The following is a 16,688-nucleotide window of genomic DNA, read 5'->3' on the forward strand; positions in this document are numbered from 1 at the left end:
GTTGACCTCGGCGTGTGGTGGATGAAGCTTTAGTTCGGTGGAAGAAGCTGATCAAGCGCTTCGTAAAACGCATCATTGTTGAAGTAGGCCCCGTGGTTCCGCGGGAAGGGAGCTCGATTATCTAGCTCGTGATCCTTGACCCGCGGGCCAGCGAGGGCGCCGGCCCGGAAGGACAGCAGATCCTGCCGGTCATAGAAAAAATACGTCAGTGGAAAATTTTGGGGTACCGGGTATCCGTCATGAAATGACGCTGCTGACAAGGCATCGAGCTCAAAGAGCAATCCGCTCTGCGTAGCGACGGCAATCAGGGTGCTGACTTTGGGGATGCGGTTGGTCAAGAGCAGGTCGAAAGCCGCAACCGCACCGAGACTGTGACCAACGATGATGAGTTGGCTTTCGGCGATCTGGTTGATGCGTTTGGCGATCAGCTCGCGCAGTGGGTCGGGGCGGCTGAGATATTTGAGTGCGTCGCCTATCCGTGCCGCGTTCTGTTGAATCAATTTTAATCGATTTTGCGCCGCCCAGTGTGTGATGAGCCGCAGGATTCCGGTCAGTAGCGCGTCTGTAAATTGTGCGTGTACCGTTTCGATCGAGGCCTCACGCTGCATCAAGGCCTGGGCGGTAGTTTCTTCTAGCGCAGTACGATGTACCCCATCTAGTGGGGTGGAACAACCCAGTTCGGCATCGCGTAAAGCGAGCAGGAGGGCAATGAAAGCCCGAGCGAATGCGGCCGTGGTGACTTCCTCGTACGGTCCCGTGGCGGTGGCAAGCTCGGTAAATGGGTCGCTAGCCACAAGCTGGGTGGCCGCGGCCATTGCGGGACCAGCTAGCCCAGCCAAGGCGAGTTGCCGATGCAATTCCGTTCCTGGTTCTAGGCTCAGTCCGAGACGATCGGCGTAGATCCGTGCACGGTGTTCATCCGCAGCGGCTGTTGGTGATCGGCGTTCGGCACACCGTGCTTCAAGTTCCGCTAGGGGAGCGGCATCGAGGATCTCCCAGAGTTGAACTTGTGACCCGGCATTGTGTTCGGATGCGGAGGTCGCCAAAGTCATGGTCCGGAGCGGTTCAATAAATTGCAGGGGAAAATCTTGCGGGATGCTGCTGCCGCCGGCGAGGAGTTCGGCTCCGACGAGGTCGCCCCAGGGTAATCCATAAACATTCAGGGCTGGGCGGATTTTGTGTAGCCCGGCACGAACCTGGTCAAAGTATGCGGTGATTCCATCCCCACGCACACCGGTGCCGTGAATAAAGAGTAGCGCCGTCATAACCGTCCTCCCGGGCTATCTTGCCGGAGACCAGACTAGGCTTATCGACCCCATGTTAAAAAGATGTTCCTGCACAAGTGTGGGTAAATTCAAGGGTGCTTGAGGCCTATCAGGACAGAAAAATCCGCCCCCAACCGGGCTTGATCCGGTTGGGGGCGGATTTCACGCTAAGACTTAGTGCCTTAACCTCAGCCTGAGCTTGCTAGCTAGGCCTTCTTCCGGGTTAGGAAGCCCCAGATCAACAGCACGACGAGCGAGCCGCCGATGGCCAATAGCCAAGTCTGTATGGACCAGAAATTCTCAAGGCTTACATCAAATAGGAGCGAGCCGAGCCAACCGCCGACCACGGCGCCTACGATGCCTAAGAGTAGCGTGGCTAGCCAGCCGCCACCTTGTTCGCCCGGTTTGATGGCTTTGGCGATTGCGCCGGCGATCAGACCTAAAACTATCCATCCTAGAAAACCCATGGGTCACCTCACTGGTTTCAATCTATCGAAGACTCGGTTGAGCCGCTGATACAGACGATACCCTCGACTTCTGATCGAACCTATGGATTATCAGGAAACATTCAGCTATGCCTCAATCGAACAGTATTTTATCTACTGTTCTCGAGGGGTCTGGCGGCTGGCGACAACTGCGAAGAATCGGGATAATCCCTCGTCGGAAGCAAAATTTGAGTAACCCTCGTCACTGTGAGGTGACTGTGCTCTTATCAGTGTCGGCGCCAAGTGCTCCAGTTGTTATTGACTCGCGTGCCATTGCCACCTAGGCTGATTAAATCAGATTTAAACTACTTTGTTTATGTATAAGTCTGACAATATTGTGTGGCACGACGGAGTGAGCAGATGACAGCGCAACTTGCCCCCTTGGTGATTATGGGCGTTTCAGGTAGTGGCAAGTCCACGATTGGGGAACTCTTGGCCACGGCCTTGGACTTGAAATTTGTTGACGGTGACACCCTGCATCCGCAAGCTAACAAGGACAAGATGCGCCGCGGGATACCCTTGGATGATTTCGACCGCACCCCTTGGCTGCACATCATCGGGCAGCATCTAACGCAACGCGATTCGACCGGTCGCCCGGTGATTATTGCGTGTTCCGCGCTGAAGCGCTCCTATCGAGACCTGCTGCGCACCCATGACCCACGAACCCGTTTTGTCTTTCTTATCGGCGGATCCGAACTGATCCAGCAGCGGCTGGATGCGCGGGATCACGAATACATGCCCAGCTCATTGCTGCACAGTCAACTAGAAACTCTTGAAGAACCAAGTGCCGATGAGCAACCGATCCGCGTGGACATTACCCTGTCCCCGCAGGCGATCGTCGCCTCGGTGATCGCTCAGCTATCTCCGGATGCTTCTTAAGACCCCCGGTAAAACTTTCACCATCGCTCAAGGACGAGAATGATTACTGAGATAACCCTGAATTGGCAACTGGGCACATCAGCGCTCTTGGGATTGGCTGCTGCGGCCATCGCGCTATTGCTGGTGCTCATCATCCGCTTCCGGATCCACGCGTTTATCGCATTGGTTGTCACCAGTTTGTTGACCGCCGTGGCCGCAGGCATCCCCGCCGGGGAAATCATTGGCACGCTGACTTCCGGGTTCGGTGGAACGCTGGCCAGCGTTGCCCTGTTAGTTGGTTTGGGTGCGATGCTCGGCCGGATGCTGGAAACCAGTGGGGGAGCACAAGTGCTCACCCAGTGGCTGATCAGCAAGTTCGGGGAGAAACGAGCCCCGCTGGCCCTCTCTGTGGCCTCGCTGCTCTTCGGCTTCCCGATCTTCTTCGACGCCGGACTGGTGGTGATGCTGCCGATTATCTTCACCGTGGCACGCCGATTGGGCGGCTCCCTGCTCTTCTATGCAATTCCCTCGGCTACCGCTTTCTCGGCGATGCATATCTTCGTTCCGCCGCACCCCGGTCCGGTGGCGGCGTCCGGGCTGCTCGAGGCTAACGTTGGTCTGGTGCTCGTCCTTGGTCTCATCGTGGCGATACCGACCTGGTACGTTGCCGGTCACCTCTATGGCAAATTCGTTGGCCGACGCTTCAACATCCCGGTGCCCAGTATTCTCAGCGGAGCAGCTGGTGGGCAGACGAGCGAAGAATTCAAATCAGCACCGAAGGTCAACACTGTCTTCACCTTGCTGCTGTTGCCTTTGCTTCTCATCTTCTTGAATACCGGTCTGAATATGCTCTCCAGTGCCGGGCTGGTGGATGCTGACGCGACTTGGGTGCAGTGGCTGCGGCTGTTGGGTGAAACCCCGGTCGCGTTGATCATCACCGTTTTACTGGGCATGTATCTACTCGGTTTCCGGCAGAAGAAGGACAAGACCCTCATCGAGACCGTGGTGGACTCGGCCTTGGGGCCGGTCTGTTCGATCATCCTGATCACCGGAGCCGGTGGCATGTTCGGTGGGGTTCTGCGAGCCAGCGGCATTGGCCAGGCCATTGCCGATTCGCTGGAAGCGGTGGGAATGCCACTGATTGTGGCAGGCTTCCTGATTGCTGCCGTAGTACGCGTGGCTCAAGGTTCGGCCACCGTGGCCTTGACGACCGCAGCTGCGATCGTGCAGCCAGCGGTACTGGACGATCCAAGCCTCAGCTCCTTGCAAGTGGCCACCATAGTGTTGGCCCTGGCTGCCGGGTCGGTGTTTGCCAGCCACGTCAACGACTCCGGTTTCTGGCTCATTTCACGCTTCTTCCAGATGGATGTACCCACCACCTTAAAGGTGTGGACCGTCGGTCAGGCTTTGGTCTCGGTGGTCGGGTTTGTCTGTGTCCTGCTGCTTTACGCGCTGGCCACAATGATTGCCTAACCCGCCAAAGCGAGAACACTATTAGCCACTGCCCGGCACACGGTGAAATTACCGTATGCCGGGCAGTGGCTGTTCAGTTGAAGATTTTGGCATTCCGGGGGATCAGTGAACCGCTGGCGGGTCGATAAACAGTCGCTCTTGACCTTGCCAGATGCCACAGATTTCGCTGTGCGTGCGGCGCATAATATTGTCCATATTGGCTCGGGCCGCCACCGGATCACGGTTCGACACTGCGTCGGCGACCGCCTGATGCCAAGCTAACGCCTCCTCATGCGGCCGCTCGGGCATCAGACCCAGTTGGGTGCGACCACGCAGGGTCTCGGCGATCGGGATGGAGAGATTGGCGAACATTTCATTGCCCGACGCGGCCAGGAGAGTGGCGTGAAATTTAATATCCAGTTCCAAGAAACGCTGAAGATCCCCGGTGCGCCCGTAATGGTTCATCTGCGCCGAGAGCGTCATGAGTTCTTCACGGAATTTTTCTGGGGCAAACTGAGCCGCCAGCTCCGCGGCCATCGGTTCTACCGAGATGCGTAGCTCGGTCAGTGAGCGTAACTGTTTACCTTGCCCGCCACTGGCTAATCGCCACCGAATCACATGTGAATCAAAGGGATTCCAGCGGGCCATGTCTTGCACCCGAATACCCACGCGTTTGGTGCTGATCACCAGCCCGCACTGAGCTAAGACGCGAACCGCTTCACGGATCACCGAACGAGAAACCTTCAGTTCCTGTTCCAGATCGGCGGCCAACAAAATACTGCCCGGTGCAATGGTTCCGTTAACGATCCGCGAACCAAGCTCTTCGACCACATGCGAGTGCAGACTCATTGCCATTGAACCATCTTATCCAAGATCAGTGCGGCAAAACCGGAGCCACGGAGCAGCAAGCCAAACAAATATGCTTTATTTCCATGGAGTTTCTGGGTATCACTCACGCCCAGCGGTAGAATGAAAACGTCACGAGGCCGTGCGGGTACGGAACATGCGTGCCTGAAAAACACGGCACAGCTTTCCAGTTCAAAATGGAGTACAGAATCTATGCCTGCACAGATTGGCGTTACCGGTCTTGCCGTGATGGGCGCGAACCTCGCCCGGAACTTCGCCCGCAACGGTTACACCGTTGCCCTGCACAACCGCTCGGTGGGGAAGACCGACGCTTTGCTCAACGCGCACGGGGATGAAGGCGACTTTATCCGCACCGAAACGCTCGAAGAACTGGTCGCAAGCCTGGAAACCCCACGCCGCGTGCTGATCATGGTGAAAGCCGGTGCCCCGGTGGACTCGGTTATCGATCAGCTGGTTCCACTGCTGGAAACCGACGACATCATCATTGACGCAGGCAACTCGCACTACACCGACACCCGTCGCCGCGAATCCGCGCTGGCCGAAAAAGGCCTGCACTTTGTGGGCGTGGGCGTCTCCGGCGGTGAAGAAGGCGCACTACTGGGCCCCTCGATCATGCCAGGTGGTTCGGCCCTGTCCTACCAGTCACTGGGTCCCATGCTAGAGAAGATCTCGGCCAAGGCCGATGACGGAACCCCCTGCTGCGCCTGGGTCTCCACCGACGGAGCAGGACACTTCGTGAAGATGGTGCACAACGGCATCGAATATGCCGATATGCAAGTCATCGGTGAAGCCTACGACCTGATGCGTCACGCCGCAGGGATCGAACCAGCCGACCAGGCGAAGATCTTTGCCGATTGGAACACCGGGGAGCTATCCAGCTTCCTGATTGAAATCACCGCCGAGGTGCTCGGACATGTGGATGCCGCCACCGGCAAACCGCTGGTCGACGTTATCCAGGACTCTGCCGGACAGAAGGGAACCGGGCGTTGGACCGTGCAGTCCGGCCTAGATATGGGCTCGCCGGTCTCGGCCATCGCCGAATCGGTGTTCGCCCGCTCGCTCTCCTCCCAGCGGGAGATCCGCGCCGTGGGTCAGCAGGTGCTCCAAGCACAGACCGCCGAGGTGACGCTGCCGGATAACTTTGTCGAAGACGTGCGTCAAGCACTCTTCGCCTCCAAGCTGGTCTCCTACGCGCAGGGCTTGGATATGCTCACCTCCGCGGCCGGCGAATACGGCTGGGAACTGAAGCTGGATGAGATCGCCGGATTGTGGCGCGAAGGGTGCATCATCCGTGCCGCCCTGCTCAAGGACATCACCGCCGCCTATTCGGCCGAGCAGAAGCCAGCGAACCTGCTGTTCGCTCCGGCCTTCGCCGAAGCGATCGCCCAAGCACTGCCAGCTTGGCGCCGGGTAGTCTCGATTGCCGTGCAACTGGGGATCCCCGCCCCGGTCTTCTCCTCGTCGCTGGCCTACTACGATGGCCTGCGTCGCGACCGGTTGCCAGCTGCCCTAACCCAGGGGTTGCGTGACTACTTCGGTGCCCACACCTACCGCCGCGTCGACAAGGAAGGCACCTATCACACCCTGTGGAGCGCGGACCGTAGCGAAATCGCCGCGGAAGACACCCACTAAACTTTTTTAGAGCCACCAGAACCGGCTCGTGACCCAGAAAAATATTCTAGGTTACGAGCCGGTTCTCGTTATAAGTCACGTATTTGCGGTGTAGTGGCGGGGCAGGGCAGGGCAGCTAGCTAGCGCACCATCCGCGCATCGGTGACATTCGGTGCGGTGGCATCGGGCAGTGTCACCCCATCGAGCCGGAAACCGTTGCGTTCATAAAAACGAATGGCCCGAGCATTGGTGTCTTCTACCCAAAGCATGGCCGATTCATCACTCAACACGGACTCCAGCAAGGATTGACCGGCCCCGCCACCATGAAAACTCTGATCCACGTTCAAACTGAAGAGTTGCAGCGGCCAGGACTTCCGGTCTTCTTCTTCGCTCGGCGGGCCGGCGAGCGCGAAACCCACAATGCGATCCGGTGTCGCCGCAATACACACCCGGAGCCCCGGTGTCGGGTTGGTCAGGATTTGGGTCCACATCTGCTGGCGTGAGGCGCGGTGCTCCGCGTTAAAAAAGTCCGCGGGAAACAAATCCCCGTAGGTTTGCTTCCAGACCTCGATATGCAGGTTAACTAGCTGTTCCAGATCCTCGAGCGAGGGTTGGCGAATTGCAAGTTTCATATTTTGTCTTTTCTCGGACTTGTCGACGGATATTTGATCATCATCCTAGTGAACGGTCGGATCTATCGAAAAGACCGAGATATTTGTGAAATAGATTTCGGCTCAGGCGCTGTGAGGTCTATTATTGTGACTCGTGCGTTACGCCACACGTGTTCGACGCACAGTCACTCACCCAACCCGTTGAGAAAAGGAACCGTGTGAACATGCTGAAGAAAATCCCGCTTCTAGGATGGGTGCTTATCGCCATCATCCTGGGCGTTGTGCTCGGCCCGCTGATGCCGGTCTGGCTCGGTAGTGTCTTCCTGACTTATAACTCCATCTTCTCCGGTTTCCTCGGTTTCGTGGTGCCCTTGATCATCTTCGGTTTGGTCACTCCGGCCATCGCCGAATTGGGTAAGGGTGCTGGCAAATGGTTGGGAATTACCGCGGCTATTGCCTATGGTTCGACCATTGCTTCGGGTTTGCTGGCCTATTTTGTCAGCCGCTGGCTCTTCACCGGCGCGCTGTCCGGTGGTGGACTGTCGGAGTTGGATGAGCAAGCGGGTTCGGGTTTCGCCCCGTACTTCTCGATTGTGGGTAGCCCCGGCGAAGGAGCGACCGAGATCGTGCTCTCGCCTTTCTTCGATGTGATGACCGCTCTGGTGTTGGCCTTTATCGTGGGTATCGGGATTACCGCTTTCCATTCCAAGGTGATCTTCCGTGGTGCGGTGGAATTCCGCAGCATCATCGAAGGGGTTATCCGCCGGGTTGTTGTGCCGGCGCTGCCACTGTTCATTTTCGGTATCTTCCTGGATCTGTCGGCCAGCGGTTCGGCAATCACCGTGATTTCTAAGTTCCTGCTGGTGGCCGTGGTGTCCTTTGCGTTGACCGTGGTGGTGCTGCTGATCCAGTACACCGTGGCCGGGGCCATGAATAAGCAGAATCCACTCAAGGCCCTGTGGAATATGCGTGCGGCCTACTTCACCGCGCTGGGTACTTCCTCCTCGGCCGCGACGATTCCGGTCACTTTGGAGTCGACGAAGAAGAACAAGGTCGCGAACGCTGTTGCTGGGTTCGTGGTGCCCTTGTGCGCCACCATCCATCTGTCGGGTTCGATGGTGAAGATTACCGCTTTCTCGATTGCGGTACTGTTGCTGACCGGCGGCGACATTTCCTTCGGCGCGTTCCTGCCGTTCATCCTGATGCTGGGCGTCATGATGATTGCCGCACCGGGTGTTCCCGGTGGCGCGATTGCGGCCGCGGCCGGTCTGCTGGTACAGATGTTGAACTTCGGTGAAGTTGAAGTCGGACTAATGTTCGCCGCCTATATTGCACTGGATAGCTTCGGTACGGCTACCAACGTCACCGGCGACGGCGCCTTGGCGATGATCATGAATAAGCTGACCAAGGGGAACCTGGGTGAGCAGGTGCAGGATCCTGCCGATGAGCAGATCGTTACTGCCGAAGGTGCGACCGAACGCGAGACGCACACTCTGGGTGACTAACTCAGAACCTCAAAACCGTTTCAGGGGTGCCACAAACGAGTAACTCGTTTGTGGCACCCCTGAAGTTTTAAGCGGCCGGTCTCGGTGAAGCTGACGCGGCGGCAGCCGTTGCTTAGGCCGAGCCGCTGACGTACCGAGCCAAATGCTGACCGGTCAGCGTGTCAGATTGTGCCAGCGCGTGGGCGGTCCCTTCGAAGATTACCGACCCGCCCTCATAGCCGGCTCCGGGACCGAGGTCGATCACCCAGTCGGCGTGCGCGATCACGGCCAGATGGTGTTCGATGACAATGATCGTGTTTCCCTCCTCCACCATATGGTCTAAGAGCGCCAGTAATTTATCCACATCCGCCATGTGCAAACCGGTGGTCGGTTCGTCCAGGACGTAGATGCCCGAGCCCTTGCCCAGATTGATCGCTAATTTCAGCCGTTGTCTCTCGCCACCGGACAGTGTGTTCAACGGTTGCCCGAGCTTCAGATACCCCAACCCGACTTGGTTCAGCCTCGAAAGGATCGGCTGGGCCTTGGGGATCTGGAGACGTTCGAGTGCTTCCTCCACGCTCAAGTTGAGCACCTGAGCGATATTCAACCCATCGAGCCGGTATTCGAGCACCTGCGCGGTGTAGCGCTGTCCCGTGCAGGTTTCACACGGCATCGCGACCCCGGCCATCGAGACCAGGTCCGTGTACTGGAACCCGACCCCACCGCAGGCCGGGCAGGCACCGACGGAGTTGGCGCTGAAGAGGCCGGGTTTGACACCGTTGGCCTTGGCGAAGGCGGCACGGATCGCATCAAGCATCCCGGTGTAGGTGGCCGGGTTACTGCGCCGCGAACCGCGGATGGCGGATTGATCCACCACGGCCACATCGCTGCGTTTAGAAATGGTCGAATGGATCAGCGTGGATTTACCGGACCCGGCCACCCCGGTAATCGCGCAGAGCACCCCGCGAGGAATATCAACATTCACATTCTTCAGATTATGCGTGCTCGCCCCACGGATCTCTAACGGCTGCCCACCCTGGCGCGGTGCCTGCTTTAGCGGGACGGTGGCCGAAAAGTGCTGTCCGGTCAGCGTGTTACTGGTCAGCAAGCCTGCCACATCTCCGGCGTAGGTGATGTGCCCGCCGTGGATCCCGGCCCGGGGGCCTAAGTCGATCACATGATCGGCGATCTTAATGACCTCCGGCTTATGCTCCACCACTAAAACCGTATTGCCCTTATCGCGCAGGTTCCCCAGCAACGCATTCATGCGCTGAATATCGTGCGGGTGCAAGCCGACGGTCGGTTCATCAAAAACATAGGTGACATCCGACAGTGCGCTGCCCAGATGACGGACCATCTTCACCCGCTGAGCCTCACCGCCGGAGAGCGTACCGGCCGGCCGGTCCAAAGAGATATATCCCAAGCCGATCTGCACCATGGATTCGAGCACCGCACGCAAATTTGCGAGCAATGGTGCGGCCTGCGGCAGCTGAAAACTATCCAGCACCCCCATCAGGTCGCTGACTTGTAAGGCGCATAAGTCGGCGATGCCATATCCGGCCAGGCGCGAGGCACGGGCCTTGTCACTCAGCCGGGTTCCGGAGCAGACGCTACAGGCGGTGGTGCTGGAGATCCTCTCGATCCACTCACGAATGTGCGCCTGCTTGATCTCGCGGCCGGAGAAAATATAGTTCTCCCGGATCCGAGTCAGCAACCCGGAATAGCTCATATTGGCATCCTTGAGCTTCACCTTGCCGGTCGGGGCGTTGAGCAGCCGATCCAGCATCGGCGCCGGCATATCGCGCAGCTTCACCTCCAAGTCCGCTTCGGTTCCGGCGGTCAGGGTCTGCCACAGCCAGGAACCCGGGGCGAAGTTCGGTGCCTGGATCGCCCCTTCGTTTAGTGTTTTATCCCAATCCAGCAGCTCATCCAGATCGATACTGGCCTCGGTGCCGAAGCCTTCACAGCTGGCACAGGCTCCCTCGCCAAGATTGAAGGAGTACGCTCCCGCGCCACCGGCACTGGGTTCGGAATACCGCGAATAGAGCACCCGAAGAAGCGAATAGGCATCGGTGGCGGTGCCCACGGTGGACCGCGAGTTAGCTCCCATGCGTTCTTGATCCACCACAATCGCTGCCGAGAGGTTCTCCAACACCTCCACATCGGGTCGTGGCATCGCGGGCATGAAGGATTGAATGAAAGCCGTATAGGTTTCGTTGATGAGTCGCTGAGATTCAGCGGCGATGGTGCCAAAGACCAGCGAGGACTTCCCGGAGCCAGAGACACCGGTGAAGGCCGTGATCCGGCGTTTAGGAATGTCGGCGTCGATGCCCTGCAGGTTGTTCTCGCGGGCTTGCCGGACCCGGATCATGTCGTGACCGTCGGCGGGATGTTGGCTCATGGTTTTAAGCCTACCCAGCCGGTGTTCACTTTCCGTGAGTCGGGCACGGATGCTAAGGAAACTTTTTGACGATGCGCCGCAGCAGACGAAAAAGCTGGGGTGGGACACATCTTTCTCGATGTGTCGCACCCCAGCCTGAGTTGCTTAAAGCGGTATGTTGCTTAGATCCACATGGCCGGGTCGATGTATTCGGCCGGATCCACCGCAGGCTTCCGTTCCTCGGGGGAGCGCGGACGGTTACGGGCCGGAATGCCGGTGACAATGGAGCCATTCGGGGCGTCCTTGACCACGACCGCGTTGGCGCCAACCGCCGAATCATCACCGATCAGGATCGGACCCAGGATCTTTGCCCCGGCACCGACCACCACCCGGTCACCGAGGGTGGGGTGGCGCTTGACCTTAGCCAAGGATCGACCACCTAAGGTCACCCCGTGGTACAGCATGACGTCATCACCGATCTCAGCGGTTTCCCCAATCACCACACCCATGCCGTGGTCAATGAAAAACCGTCGACCAATTTTCGCGCCGGGGTGGATTTCAATACCGGTCAGTGCCCGGTTCAGTTGCGAGAGTAAGCGGGCGGGGAAACGTAATGACGGATTCTGCCACATTTTGTGGGCGGCCCGGTGCATCCAGACCGCATGCAACCCGGACATGGCGAAGAAGTTCTCCACGTCGTTACGGGTGGCCGGGTCATGGGTGCGGGCGGTGGCCAGGTCTTCACGAAGCCGAGAGAGAAAACTCATATGTCTACCTTATGGGTCTGTGGCAGGTGTCGCGACTTTAGCACTAGCCATGACAGCAAAACGCTGCGCCGATGATTGGTTCTTAAAGACTCCAACCCATCGGCGCAGCGTTTTATTCAATTTAATTCAAACCGAGACGAAATTAGCCGCGGATGTCATCGAAAAGCAGGGTGGAGATGTAGCGCTCACCGAAGTCGGGAACTACAGCAACGATCAACTTGCCAGCATTTTCTTCGCGGGCAGCAACCTGCAACGCACCCCATACGGCGGCACCGGCGGAAATACCCCCGAGGATACCCTCCTGCACACCCAGCGCACGAGCCACCGAAACCGAATCCTCCACCGGGGCATCCAAGACCTCGTCGTACAGGTCGGTGTCCAGCACCTCGGGGATGAAGTTGGCGCCCAGGCCCTGAATCTTGTGTGGTCCTGGCTTGCCACCGTTGAGGATGGGGGAATCCTTCGGTTCCACGGCCACGATCTTCACATTCGGGTTCTGTGCCTTGAGGTAACGGCCGGCGCCGGTAATGGTACCGCCGGTACCGATACCGGAGACCAGCACGTCGATCTTCCCGTCGGTGTCTTCCCAGATCTCCGGGCCGGTGGTGCTCTCGTGGATCAGAGGGTTGGCTTCGTTGGCGAACTGCTGAGCCCAGATCGCGTTCTCGGTGGTGGCCACGATTTCCTTGGCCTTCTCCACCGCACCGCGCATGCCGTCGGCACCCGGGGTCAACACAATCTCTGCGCCGAAGGCACGCAACATCACTCGACGCTCGGTGCTCATGGTCTCTGGCATGGTCAGCACAACCTTGTAACCGCGAGCCGCACCGACCATTGCCAGGGCGATGCCGGTGTTGCCGCTGGTGCCTTCAACAATGGTGCCACCGGGCTTCAGCGCGCCAGACTTCTCCGCGGCGTCCACGATGGCCACACCGATCCGGTCCTTGACCGAGTTGGCTGGGTTGTAGAACTCGAGCTTAACGGCAACGTTGCCTGGCAAATCCTTATCTAGACGGTTCAGCTTGACCAGTGGGGTACCGCCGATGACCTCGGTGACATTGTTATAGATTTTGCCCATGGTGTCTCAATTCCTTTGCGCACTGCGGCTACGAGTGGTGGTTTCACAGCCCCACGAGGTGAGGCCGCAAAAAGTGTTTCATTACCAAGGGTAGTAAACCCCTCGCTGGCTATGAGCTTTTAAGCCACGAGCCGTAATATTTCTTTACCTTTGCCAGCTTCGGGTCGATGATGACCCGGCAATACCCGGTGGCCGCGTAATTGCTGTAGTAGTCCTGATGCACATCCTCAGCTAACCAGAAGTCGCCCGGCTCCTCGAAGGTGGTCACGATCGGGTCCGGGTAGAGCTTGGCGAACTTGTCGATGGCCTGCTGAAATTCCTGGCGTTGGGTCTCATCCAACGGGAACATGGCGCTGCGGTATTGGGTACCCACATCGTGTCCCTGCCGATTCAAGGTGGTGGGGTCGTGCAGGGTGAAGAACATGTCCAAGATAATCTCGGCCGGCACCACAGCCTCATCGAAGATGACCGCCACGGCCTCGGCGTGACCGCTCATCCCGGAACAGACCTGCTCATAGTTCGGTGCGCTGGTGTGCCCGCCGAGGTAACCGGAAATCACCGCATGGACGCCACGAGTACGCTGATAGATCGCATCCAGACACCAAAAACAGCCTCCGGCCAGAATAAACGTACGTAGTTGGCGTCCTTCATGGGTGATAGTTGGTTCGAATGACAATGCTGGGACGGTATTTGAGGTGCTCACAACCATCCACAACGTCCCGGCGTTGCATTCTGTTCCCGGCCGCCCGCCCCCGCGTAGGCTAGAGGTATGCACAGCAAGGTGAATGACCCCGAGGGCAAAAAGCCAGCGGAGGCAACAGCAAAGCAGCCCCAGGCTTCTGAGGCTCAGCCGCAGGATGTGGAGTCCACGGCGCCGGAGCAATCCGCCGCGGCCAAAAGCCCAACCTTGGGCGATGTTCTTGAAGCGGCCGAGGAACTCTGGCCCCAGTCGCTGGCCGAAGATTGGGACGCGGTCGGTCTGGTCGCCGGACGCACCACCAACCCGGTCAACAAGGTGCTCTTCGCGGTAGATCCGACCCTCAGCGTGATTGAAGATGCCATCGAACGCGGAGCGGATCTGCTGATCACCCACCACCCGCTGCTACTGAAGCCGGTCAATCAGGTGGCGGGAACCAACTTTAAAGGTGAAGCCATTCACCGTTTGATCGAGTCGGGTTGCGCACTACTCACCGCCCACACCAACGCCGACAGCGCCATCGGTGGCGTGAATGATGCGCTCGCCGATGCTTTCGGGCTTAGCGATTGCGTGCCGCTGGTGGGAACTAAGGACGGGTTGCCCGAAGAAGGCCTGGGCCGGGTGGGCTACCTCGAAAACCCGATGAAACTGCAAGACTTTGCCGAACGTGTTTACTCGGTGCTCCCGGCGGTAGCCGGTGGGGTACGCGTCGCCGGGGAACGCAATGCGATCGTGCGCAAAATCGCTTTGTGCGGTGGCGCCGGTGACTCATTGTTTGATGCGGTCCGCTCACATGACGCGGACGTGTATGTCACCGCCGATTTGCGTCATCACCCGGCCAGTGAGGCCCGCGAGGCCGCCGGTAACTCCCACCCGTACCTGATTGACGTCTCACACTTTGCCTCGGAGTGGGTATGGCTTTCGGCCGCGGCACGCGCCCTGCAGAACGTCTTGGTGGATCTTGGATTCGAGTTGGAGGTTGAAGTCTCCCTCATAAACACCGACCCTTGGGACTTTATCCTGACCCCTTAAAACCCTTGTCGGATCCGGAGTTGCTAGGCTCAGCAGCAAGCGAAAACCCGGCCACTGATCGGTTCGAAGAACGCACCGGTCAGTGGCCGGGTTTGAGTCTAAAACAGCCCACCGAATACGTGCTTATCGCCGAGCTGTGCCATGCCTGCGCGTCAGTCCGGCCACCAGCGCGCCCAGCGCAAACAGGCCTACCGCGAGCAGTAGAACCAATGGTTCACTACCAGTATCCGCCAGGTGCGGCGGAAGCACTTCGGGGGCAGGTGAGGGGATACCTGATGTGGGAATTTCGCTGATCTCCACATGCAGGTCAATGGAATCACCCGCTGTTTCAGGCTGGCTCATACATCACTCTCCTGAGTAGCTAGCCGCACTTCGGCTGCTGCCTCGCGTTTGGCCTGTTCCAAGAGTTGTTCGAAGCGTTGCTGCTGCGTTGCTTTGCGCCGCCGCAATCCCACCACGCACAACGTCACGCCGACTAACACCAACAGCTGCGGCAGGGGGAGGGTCCACACCCAGATCCGTTCGGTGAGCACCACCTGTTCGCTCCGTGCCTGATCTGTCCCGGTGATCTTCAAAGTTGCCGGGGTGAGGAAAATTGGCCAGCTCGAATCCAGGGTGAGCGAGATGCGCGATTGATCTCCGGGTAACAGGGAACCGTTGTCTGTCGTGGGGGCCTGCGAATTCATGAAGCTACTCAGCTGGCTGCCCGGATCCAATTGCACATTGCCCGTGTTACTCAGTGCGAAATCCACGGAGATTTCACCGGGGCTGAACGGATTCCACAACTGCGTGTAGCTGGCGTCGATGTCTTCCAGCGCCAGGGCCGGGTGCAACTCGCCTTCCACGCGCGTCATAACACGAAACCCGATCCGGGATTCAAGTCCGACACTTGCACCATCGGGCGACTGGCCCACACTGGTGATTGCCGACGCAACCCCGGCAGCATGATCTCCCGGCGTGGCGTTATCCGGTACCGTGACCTTAAAACTGACGGTTTCACTGGATTTGGGACCCACCGTCACCTCGTCTTGAATGGTGATCCAGGTGCCCGCGGCAGTAGATGGTTCATCCGAGGCGAGCATATTGAACCGTCCGGTATTGGTGAAGTAACCGTCGGCTGCCTGAAGCCCAAAAGTGGCCGCTTGGGTGCTGTGGTTTTTGACCACGAGCTGGCGTTGCACGGTTTGTCCCGGTTCCAAGGACAACTCAACCCACGGCTGTGGGCTCTGGCTTTCGTCCGGCAAGGGGGTCATCGACCAAGTGATGGGTGCCTGGTCGGTGGAGGGGATGGCGCTGGCGGTGGCAGGAAGGCTGCTGGCCAGCCCGAGACCGACGGCCAGCAGCGTTGCTGCGGCGAGGCGGGTGAAACTACGGGGTGTGTGCGGCATGTTCATCCAATGCTGGGGGGGGTGATTCGGGCGGCAAGTCGCCGCCCGAATCACGGTCTTGCGAACTGATTACTCGAACAGTGACAGTGTCAGCTTCGAGCGATAACTGCCCGGCTCCACAGTGCTGGGAGTGCGCAGGAACAGGTCGGCGCTCGCCGTCCAGGAGCCTTCCTCCAACACCTCGTTGGAATCCCAGGCCATGGCCAACAGCTCCTGGTCGACCAGCCCAACGTTGTCTGGGCCCGCATCCAACACGGTATCTACCGTCTCACCTTCGGCGACCCCGCCGGATTCGCCACCATCGATGAGCCGCGGGTTCCAGCCCAGGTGCTCGGCACCGATGCTAGCGCCGGTGTCGCTGGTGAATGCGCTGGCGGTGCCCAGGACATACCAGTAGGCGCCTTCGGCGACATCCTCGGCCGCACGGGTATCGGTGACGCTCACGGCCGGCAGAGTTCCGGTGAATTGGCGCACCAAGTCATCGGAGCCACTTTCGGTCAACGTCATGGAGCTTGCTCCGGCGACGGTCATCGCCAACGCGCCCGGTCCCTCGAGCTTAGCGATATCGACGTTGACCTCAATTTCCTGACTGTCTTTGGCTGACGTATCGGCGATTGCCGCGGTGCCGACACCGGCTAGAAGGGTGCAGCCTGCGGCAAGTGCGAGGGCACGGGGAATAACTTTATTCTTAGTCATGATCGGTGAAAAAACTT

The 16,688-nt window shown here is 58.8% G+C and carries 16 protein-coding genes; 5 read left to right on the forward strand and 11 right to left on the reverse strand.

What is annotated here, in order from left to right; translation table 11 throughout:
* Nucleotides 1-29: 29 nt before the first annotated feature.
* Together ACQQZ8_RS07300 and ACQQZ8_RS07305 are read right to left on the reverse strand one after the other, a co-directional pair.
* Nucleotides 30-1,265, reverse strand: coding sequence for a hypothetical protein (locus tag ACQQZ8_RS07300; protein WP_431712000.1), 1,236 nt, complete (start codon nucleotides 1,263-1,265; stop codon nucleotides 30-32).
* A gap of 206 nt (nucleotides 1,266-1,471) precedes the next feature.
* Entirely contained in the window at nucleotides 1,472-1,732 is a 261-nt protein-coding gene (locus tag ACQQZ8_RS07305) for a GlsB/YeaQ/YmgE family stress response membrane protein (RefSeq protein WP_431712001.1), read from the reverse strand.
* A 378-nt stretch (nucleotides 1,733-2,110) separates the two neighbouring features.
* Between ACQQZ8_RS07305 and ACQQZ8_RS07310 the strand changes: the two genes are divergently transcribed.
* Nucleotides 2,111-2,629, forward strand: coding sequence for a gluconokinase (locus ACQQZ8_RS07310; protein WP_431712002.1), 519 nt, complete (start codon nucleotides 2,111-2,113; stop codon nucleotides 2,627-2,629).
* A gap of 39 nt (nucleotides 2,630-2,668) precedes the next feature.
* Nucleotides 2,669-4,081: a GntP family permease gene (locus tag ACQQZ8_RS07315; protein ID WP_431712003.1), complete on the forward strand. Its 1,413-nt coding sequence runs from the start codon at nucleotides 2,669-2,671 to the stop codon at nucleotides 4,079-4,081.
* Nucleotides 4,082-4,183: 102 nt separating this feature from the next.
* Here ACQQZ8_RS07315 and ACQQZ8_RS07320 read toward each other — a convergent pair whose 3' ends face one another.
* Nucleotides 4,184-4,915, reverse strand: coding sequence for a FadR/GntR family transcriptional regulator (locus ACQQZ8_RS07320; protein WP_431712004.1), 732 nt, complete (start codon nucleotides 4,913-4,915; stop codon nucleotides 4,184-4,186).
* A 204-nt stretch (nucleotides 4,916-5,119) separates the two neighbouring features.
* Here ACQQZ8_RS07320 and gndA point away from each other — a divergent pair, with 204 nt between their 5' ends.
* The gene (gene gndA, locus ACQQZ8_RS07325; RefSeq protein WP_431712005.1) at nucleotides 5,120-6,559 is read left to right on the forward strand and encodes an NADP-dependent phosphogluconate dehydrogenase; all 1,440 of its coding nucleotides are present in this window, start codon (nucleotides 5,120-5,122) and stop codon (nucleotides 6,557-6,559) included.
* Nucleotides 6,560-6,678: 119 nt separating this feature from the next.
* Here the strand turns inward: gndA and ACQQZ8_RS07330 are convergent, their stop codons facing one another.
* Complete coding sequence (locus ACQQZ8_RS07330) at nucleotides 6,679-7,170, reverse strand: N-acetyltransferase family protein (protein WP_431712006.1); 492 nt, start codon at nucleotides 7,168-7,170, stop codon at nucleotides 6,679-6,681.
* 197 nt (nucleotides 7,171-7,367) lie between these two features.
* On the opposite strand from ACQQZ8_RS07330, the gene ACQQZ8_RS07335 reads away from it, so the two are divergent.
* Nucleotides 7,368-8,654, forward strand: coding sequence for a dicarboxylate/amino acid:cation symporter (locus ACQQZ8_RS07335; RefSeq protein ID WP_431712007.1), 1,287 nt, complete (start codon nucleotides 7,368-7,370; stop codon nucleotides 8,652-8,654).
* A gap of 112 nt (nucleotides 8,655-8,766) precedes the next feature.
* On the opposite strand, the gene ACQQZ8_RS07340 is transcribed toward ACQQZ8_RS07335, so the two are convergent.
* From ACQQZ8_RS07340 to msrA, 4 genes are all read right to left on the reverse strand, one after another.
* The gene (locus tag ACQQZ8_RS07340) at nucleotides 8,767-11,034 is read right to left on the reverse strand and encodes an ATP-binding cassette domain-containing protein (protein WP_431712008.1); all 2,268 of its coding nucleotides are present in this window, start codon (nucleotides 11,032-11,034) and stop codon (nucleotides 8,767-8,769) included.
* 161 nt (nucleotides 11,035-11,195) lie between these two features.
* Nucleotides 11,196-11,780: a serine O-acetyltransferase EpsC gene (epsC, locus tag ACQQZ8_RS07345; RefSeq protein WP_431712009.1), complete on the reverse strand. Its 585-nt coding sequence runs from the start codon at nucleotides 11,778-11,780 to the stop codon at nucleotides 11,196-11,198.
* Between the two features lie 142 nt (nucleotides 11,781-11,922).
* Nucleotides 11,923-12,858 (reverse strand): cysteine synthase A, encoded by a 936-nt coding sequence (cysK, locus tag ACQQZ8_RS07350; protein ID WP_431712010.1) that lies wholly within the window; start codon nucleotides 12,856-12,858, stop codon nucleotides 11,923-11,925.
* A 109-nt stretch (nucleotides 12,859-12,967) separates the two neighbouring features.
* Complete coding sequence (gene msrA, locus ACQQZ8_RS07355; protein WP_431712156.1) at nucleotides 12,968-13,516, reverse strand: peptide-methionine (S)-S-oxide reductase MsrA; 549 nt, start codon at nucleotides 13,514-13,516, stop codon at nucleotides 12,968-12,970.
* A 111-nt stretch (nucleotides 13,517-13,627) separates the two neighbouring features.
* Here msrA and ACQQZ8_RS07360 point away from each other — a divergent pair, with 111 nt between their 5' ends.
* Nucleotides 13,628-14,587 (forward strand): Nif3-like dinuclear metal center hexameric protein, encoded by a 960-nt coding sequence (locus tag ACQQZ8_RS07360; protein WP_431712011.1) that lies wholly within the window; start codon nucleotides 13,628-13,630, stop codon nucleotides 14,585-14,587.
* Between the two features lie 123 nt (nucleotides 14,588-14,710).
* Here the strand turns inward: ACQQZ8_RS07360 and ACQQZ8_RS07365 are convergent, their stop codons facing one another.
* The 3 genes from ACQQZ8_RS07365 to ACQQZ8_RS07375 all read right to left on the reverse strand — a co-directional run bounded on the left by ACQQZ8_RS07365 (nucleotide 14,711) and on the right by ACQQZ8_RS07375 (nucleotide 16,671).
* Complete coding sequence (locus ACQQZ8_RS07365; RefSeq protein ID WP_431712012.1) at nucleotides 14,711-14,929, reverse strand: hypothetical protein; 219 nt, start codon at nucleotides 14,927-14,929, stop codon at nucleotides 14,711-14,713.
* Nucleotides 14,926-15,975, reverse strand: coding sequence for a WxL protein peptidoglycan domain-containing protein (locus ACQQZ8_RS07370; protein WP_431712013.1), 1,050 nt, complete (start codon nucleotides 15,973-15,975; stop codon nucleotides 14,926-14,928). Before ACQQZ8_RS07370 ends, ACQQZ8_RS07365 begins: the two co-directional genes overlap by 4 nt.
* 69 nt (nucleotides 15,976-16,044) lie before the next feature.
* A complete protein-coding gene (locus ACQQZ8_RS07375; RefSeq protein ID WP_431712014.1) occupies nucleotides 16,045-16,671 on the reverse strand; it encodes a hypothetical protein in 627 nt (208 codons plus the stop codon).
* Nucleotides 16,672-16,688: the final 17 nt, after the last annotated feature.

The organism is Glutamicibacter uratoxydans (assembly GCF_050753455.1).
Lineage (GTDB): Bacteria > Actinomycetota > Actinomycetes > Actinomycetales > Micrococcaceae > Glutamicibacter > Glutamicibacter uratoxydans_A.